The 6,317-nt window shown below is 46.3% G+C and carries 6 protein-coding genes; 1 reads left to right on the top strand and 5 read right to left on the bottom strand.

Features of this window, described 5'->3' with window-relative positions; all coding sequences use genetic code 11:
* Positions 1–617: DUF3885 domain-containing protein (locus ACJMLT_RS06520; protein ID WP_405728330.1), on the top strand; the 617-nt coding region annotated here is incomplete at its 5' end.
* A gap of 15 nt (positions 618–632) precedes the next feature.
* Here ACJMLT_RS06520 and ACJMLT_RS06515 read toward each other — a convergent pair.
* From ACJMLT_RS06515 to ACJMLT_RS06495, 5 genes are all read right to left on the bottom strand, one after another.
* On the bottom strand, positions 633–1,394 hold the full coding sequence (locus ACJMLT_RS06515; protein ID WP_405728327.1) for a zf-HC2 domain-containing protein: 762 nt from the start codon (positions 1,392–1,394) through the stop codon (positions 633–635).
* Positions 1,384–1,869: an RNA polymerase sigma factor gene (locus ACJMLT_RS06510; protein ID WP_405728324.1), complete on the bottom strand. Its 486-nt coding sequence runs from the start codon at positions 1,867–1,869 to the stop codon at positions 1,384–1,386. The genes ACJMLT_RS06515 and ACJMLT_RS06510 overlap by 11 nt, the downstream gene beginning before the upstream one ends.
* A 246-nt stretch (positions 1,870–2,115) precedes the next feature.
* A complete protein-coding gene (gene gdhA, locus ACJMLT_RS06505) occupies positions 2,116–3,468 on the bottom strand; it encodes an NADP-specific glutamate dehydrogenase (RefSeq protein ID WP_405728321.1) in 1,353 nt (450 codons plus the stop codon).
* A 512-nt stretch (positions 3,469–3,980) separates the two neighbouring features.
* On the bottom strand, positions 3,981–5,039 hold the full coding sequence (locus ACJMLT_RS06500; protein WP_405728318.1) for a rod shape-determining protein: 1,059 nt from the start codon (positions 5,037–5,039) through the stop codon (positions 3,981–3,983).
* A gap of 135 nt (positions 5,040–5,174) precedes the next feature.
* Positions 5,175–6,317 (bottom strand): S41 family peptidase (locus ACJMLT_RS06495; RefSeq protein WP_405728315.1); only part of this gene is annotated, 1,143 nt, incomplete at its 5' end.

Below are 6,317 nucleotides of genomic sequence, written 5' to 3'. Positions count from 1 at the left end.
TCGGCAACGAAAGATTGCAGCTTCCCATTTTTTACGAAAGCCCTGTTTCCCTTCGCTTCGAAACAGGCGATCCATCGCTGGAAATCTTTCTGACCGAGAAAAAACTGAATCCCAAATATCTCCGCAGTGCATTATGGCGCACCTCTTTTCTTTATGAAAAAGTTGCTCCTTTTGATACGCTCCTTTGGGTGCTGTATCGCACCCCTGATCTGGATACGGATGTGGATGAGATCATCGACCGGTTCTGCCGTCTGGTTCATCTGCCTTCTCCTGCAGAAGTGTATCAACAGGACGTGACCACTGCGGCGGAAGAACCTATGACCCGCATTCTGCTGTTCTGGGATATAGAAGATACCCCTCCGAAGATACAGCCTTTATTCGAAGAAATCGTCCATTCCGATTTTAAGGATTTGGGCTTCCGAGAGCTATCCTCTGCTGTATTCTTCTTTGATACCAAACGCCATCTGCTCTTCCATCCTTACGACGACAGAGGTGTTGATGTCGTTGGCAAGACCGTTGAAGATATCCGATTCCTTTATGAAGACTGCAGAAACTGGCTGCTGGATTATGATATCGAACGAATGAAAACAACATTTGAACAAACAAAAAAGCCCTGAATTCAGGGCTTTTTCTTATTTTTCCGCCATTTCTTTCAACTCCGTCAATGTATAGGTCATCGTTTCCTTTCCATAATCAACGGTCACCGTAAAGTCCTCCATGGCCTCATCGTTCCCAAAAGTCATGCTGACCGCTTCATCTCCCTCATGGAACATCATCATCGTCGTCGGGCCCGCCTCCCCATTTTGAATAGCCACACTTCCTTCATCAGAAATCTCCACCAGCGTCAGACCGCCATCCACCATCTGCACTTCTACCATCTGGCCGGAGCCGATGGTCAATGCATCCAATTGCATACCCCAGCCGAATTTGTTGGATTCCGCCCCAAGATGATCCCCCGGCAGCGTCCAGACCTTTCTCAGTTTGATCTCCGCCGAAGTCTCATCATACATAGTGCCGTAATGCTGTAAGGTTCCTTCCGCCACCTCGAAGTCAAGATACAGCATATTCCCCTCCATCCGCACATCCATAGTCATATCGTCAGGATCGATGGCAAACCCTCGGGCAAAGGCCTTATAACCCAATCCTCCAATCGCAATACACACAGCCAGCGTCGCCGCCACGTACATCTTTATTTTTCGGTTGAATTTACGAAAAGGATTGATTTTTTTCTTCGTTTCCTCTGTTTGCACCGCCGTTTCCTGTTGCATCTGTTCAAGCATTTCTTTGCAGGGCACACATCCATCCAGATGCTCCCCGATCGCCTTGTTGCTTTCCTCGCTGGTCAGCCCATCCAGATACATGGGCATCAAATCTCTGATGATTTCACATTTCATCTCTTCCGACCTCCTTTATCACCTTTTGTTTTACACGGTAAAACGTCACCCGTGCCCAGTTTTCATTTCTTCCACAAATTTCGCCAATCTCCCGAAAGGAAACTCCGCCCGTCATACGCAAAAGAAACACTTCTTTCGCATCTTCTCCTAAAACATGCACCGCTTTCATCACTTCCATGGTCTGTTCCTTCCTGCAGTAATCGTTTTCCAAACCATCGCTCGCCCCATGATCCCATAATGGCTCTTCCTTCCTGCGTCTATTTCTGTCTAACTCCTGATACCAGACATGCTTTGCGATCTGACAAAGCCACGTAGAGACTTTACAGCTTCCATTGAATTTCCCCGAAGAACGGATCGCCCGATAAAAGGTTTCCTGAGTCAGTTCTTCTGCCATCCCTGCCTCCCCACAAAGAGTCATCAGATATCTAAATACGAACATACCATATTCTTCAAAATCCTTTTCCGGACGAAGCATCTTCTCACCGCCTTTCTTGTAAATTCATCTATCTATCCGTTTCAGCCTGTTTTCGTTACATTCTTTCAAGTAAATTTTATCATCTTTTTTATTCTTCTTTCTTACGATTCCCTTTATATTTTCCAATAAAAAAACTCCCTTTCGGGAGTTCTTTTTTTGCATAGGAAAAAGGGACGGATTTCTCCGTCCCTTCCGAGTTTGCTTAATTAGTCGTCGTAATCGAACTTGATTAAGAATCAGGTTAAATTATACCAGACCCTGAGCCATCATAGCTGCAGCTACTTTCTTGAAGCCAGCAATGTTAGCACCTGCTACCAGGTTGTAACCCAGACCAGCGCCTTCAGCAGCTTCTACGGACATAGCGTGGATGTTTTTCATGATACCAACCAGTTTAGCATCAACTTCTTCGCCAGCCCAAGCGTATCTCATGGAGTTCTGAGCCATTTCCAGAGCGGATACAGCTACACCACCTGCGTTAACAGCTTTGGAAGGAGCTACGATAACGCCTTCTTTAGCCATAGCATAACCCAGAGCTTCGTTTGTTGTAGGCATGTTAGCTACTTCGATGTAGTATTTTGTGCCGTTTTCATCCAGGATCTGTTTGATTTCTGTCATACCGATTTCATTCTGGTATGCACAAGGCATAGCGATGTCTACTTTTACGCCCCAAGGTTTCTGGCCAGGGAAGAATTCAACGCCAAATTTGTCAGCATAGTCCTGAGCTCTGTTTCTACCGGAGTTTCTCATTTCCAGCATGTAGTTGAATTTTTCTTCTGTTGTGATACCGTCGGGATCGTAGCAGTAACCGTCGGGACCGGACAGAGTAACAACTTTACCGCCCAGCTGAGCTACTTTCATAGCTACACCCCAAGCTACGTTACCGAAACCGGACATAGCTACTGTTTTGCCTTCGAATGTGTCACCACAGTGTGTCAGTACTTCGTTTGTGTAGTATGTAGCACCGTAACCTGTAGCTTCAGGTCTGAACAGGGAGCCGCCGTATTCCAGACCTTTACCTGTCAGAACGCCGTTTTCCCAGCAGCCTTTGATTCTCTTGTACTGGCCATACAGGAAACCGATTTCTCTGCCGCCTACGCCGATGTCACCAGCGGGAACGTCAACGTCGGGACCGATGTGTCTGTACAGTTCTGTCATGAATGCCTGGCAGAATCTCATGATTTCCATATCGGATTTACCGTTGGGGTTGAAGTCGGAACCACCTTTACCACCACCGATAGGCAGACCTGTCAGGGAGTTTTTGAAGATCTGTTCGAAGCCCAGGAATTTAACTACGCCAGAGTATACGTTGGAAGCAAATCTCAGACCACCTTTGTAGGGACCCAGTGCAGAGGAGAACTGTACTCTGAAACCTCTGTTTACGTTTACTTTGCCAGCGTCGTCTACCCATGTTACTCTGAAGGATACGGATCTTTCAGGTTCAACCAGTCTTTCCAGCAGACCCATTTTTTCATATTCGGGGTGCAGTTCAACTTCTTTTTCGATGGAAGCGAATACTTCTTCTACTGTCTGGATAAATTCGGGTTCGTGTGCGTCACGTGCTTTTACCTGTTCGATTACGCGTTCGATATAAGCGTTCATAACTCTATGACCTCCTATTGTTTAAATAATAACAATTAGTATTTTCTCCGCATACTTAAGATGCGGGCTTTGCCCCATGCGGTTAGGGCAAAATGAAGAGAAAGCTTTGATGATGGCCGTTTGCTTTTGGCGCATAGCCCACTCTCTTGCTTCTTTCCGTCAATAATTATAACACATATTTTGAACTTGTGTAGTATTTTTTTCATTTTTTGGGATAATTTTTACACAAATTTTGCTATCAAAAATTATGCAAAACAACTTTTCTCATTTTTTTCCGTCAATTACACCAAAAACAAAGACATATAATTTCATTTTATAAACAAAACGAACATATCCATCATACAAAAAGGCTCTGTCTGGACGCTCTCCTATGTCTCTGTCCTTTTTTTCGTCCCGGAAATTGTTATTTGTATGACACTCTTGTAAATTATTTCACCGGCAAAACTTTTGAACAGGACAAAAAAGAGCCTCTCCAAGGAATCCGATGGGTTCCCCTTCAGGCTCTTTCCTTTTTATTTCTTTTTAAATAATCCGCTGATATCAAATCCGCGTTTTTCTTCTCTTTCCTCTTCCGCCGTTTCGGAAATGAATTCAATGTATCTGCCGGTACCAATGGCTACACAGCTGACTGCATCCTCTGCCACCATTGCATGGATACCTGTTTTCTGCTGGATCAGCTTATCCAGACCATACAGCAAGCTGCCGCCGCCGGTCATAACGATCCCGCGTTCATAAATATCCGCTGCCAATTCGGGAGGAGTGCGTTCCAGAACCCCATGCACCGCATCGGCAATGGCTTCCACAGATTCCTGCAAAGCTTCATGCATTTCTTCCGATGTAACAGTGATATTCTTGGGCAGACCTGTGATCAGGTTTCTGCCGCGCACGTCCAGTGTGACAGGAATGGTACGTTCAAAGGCTGTACCGATCTTGATCTTCAGTTCTTCCGCCGTTCTTTCACCGATCAGAACATTATGTTTCTTTCTCATATATCGAATGATGGCATCATCGAAATTGTCCCCTGCAATCTTCTGGGAATGGCTGACTACTGTACCGCCCAGAGAAATGACTGCAATGTCTGTTGTACCACCACCGATATCCACCACCATGCTGCCGCAGGCTCTGGAAATGTCGATCCCCGCACCAATGGCTGCCGCAATGGGTTCTTCAATAATGTGTACACGTCTTGCACCCGCCTGACGGGTCGCATCCTCTACTGCTCTTTTTTCCACTTCTGTTACACTGGAAGGTACACAAACAGCAATGGTCGGCTTCACAAAGGAACGCTTGCCCATAGCTTTTTCGATAAAATACTGCAGCATTTTTTCCGTTACATCATAATTGGAAATAACACCCTCACGCAGAGGTCGGATGGCAACGATATTGCCGGGGGTTCTGCCCAGCATACGTCTGGCTTCTTCGCCTACGGCAAGAATCGTATTGCTGTCTTTATCAATAGCAACCACGGAAGGTTCCCGAATCACGATTCCCTGCCCTTTGATATATACCAGAACAGTGGCAGTTCCCAGGTCGATACCGATATTTTCGCCGAAACTCATAAAATTTAACATACCGCCGCTCCTTTGTTCCTAAAATTACTGATTTTCTGTCGTCTTTTTCCAGTATACTGGAATCTTCCGCCCTTGAAAAGCCGTTTCCGAAAAAAATAAAAAATTCTTTCTATATAATATACGGATCCAAGGAGATCATTTCATTTCTTTTCGTAATACTTCCAATGCCTTCTGCAGCTGATCGTCTTCTCCTTCCGGAATATCCGTCAGTGACGTCGTCAGATATTTTTCCCTCAGCTGTACCACTTCATCCGGTTCGATGCCGATCCCGTGGATGGATGTACCCTTTGGCGTATAATATTTCTGGATGGTCACGTTCAGACCGGAACCATCGGGCAGGGTGAATAATCTCTGCACCAACCCTTTCCCAAAGGTCTGCACGCCCACCAGCGTTCCTCTGTCCGTATCCTTCACTGCCCCCGCCAGAATTTCCGACGCACTGGCACTGTTTTCATTGACCAGAACCACCAGTGGAATATCCAGATATTCTCCGTCGCACTTCAGATCTTCTCTCTTTTCCTGTTTATCCAGTGTGTAAACCATCGTTCCTTCCGGCAGCAGTTCTTCCCCGATCTGATATACAGATTTCACCAGACCGCCGGGGTTATCTCGCAGATCCAGAATCAGTCCTTTCATGCCCTCTTTCTGCAGTCCATCCAGAGCCACCTTGAACTGGTCATAGGTATTTTCCTTAAAGCCGCTGATGGAAATATATCCAATTTTCCCGTTGATCATACGGCTGTCCACACTTTCCATCACAACGACTGCCCGCTCCATGGTCATTTCCAGTGTTTCCCCCGTGCTTTTGCGCAGCACTTCAATGGTCACTTCCGTACCGGCCTTCCCTCTGATCTTCGCTGCCACATCGGACATCATCTTTCCGCGCATATCCTCGCCATTTACGCCAACGATAACATCGCCTTCCTGCAACCCAGCCTGCTGCGCAGGCTGACCTTCCATCACACGGCTGATGACCACTTCACCGTCCTGATTCGTGTAAACCTCTATGCCAACCCCGTCAAAATTGCCGTTGGTATTTTCCAGATACTGTTCCAGCGTTTCTTCCGACATATAATATGTATATCTGTCGCCCACGCCGGCCGCCATACCGCTGAAGAGCATTTCCTCCACCAGCGTTTCGTCAAATTCTTCTACATAATATTTGTCCAGATACCTTTCCATGATCTCCGCTTTCGCCGAACGGCTCAAAGGGATCTCGAAAGGTATGCTGTGCCATGGAATCATACTGCAGACAGGCTTCCAGACTACATTGACCGC

It is taken from the genome of Anaerotignum sp., from assembly GCF_045122575.1.
Classification (GTDB): Bacteria; Bacillota; Clostridia; order Lachnospirales; family Anaerotignaceae; genus Anaerotignum_A.
The sequence above is the reverse complement of the archived record's forward strand: the minus strand, read 5'-3'. Positions and strand labels throughout refer to the sequence as shown.

Excerpts from the sequence above, each read along its gene's own strand:
- ACJMLT_RS06515 (WP_405728327.1), bottom strand. The coding sequence starts at position 1,394 with ATGAAATGTGAAATCATCAGAGATTTGATGCCCATGTATCTGGATGGG.
- ACJMLT_RS06510 (WP_405728324.1), bottom strand. The coding sequence starts at position 1,869 with ATGCTTCGTCCGGAAAAGGATTTTGAAGAATATGGTATGTTCGTATTT.
- gdhA (WP_405728321.1), bottom strand. The coding sequence starts at position 3,468 with ATGAACGCTTATATCGAACGCGTAATCGAACAGGTAAAAGCACGTGAC.
- ACJMLT_RS06500 (WP_405728318.1), bottom strand. The coding sequence starts at position 5,039 with ATGTTAAATTTTATGAGTTTCGGCGAAAATATCGGTATCGACCTGGGA.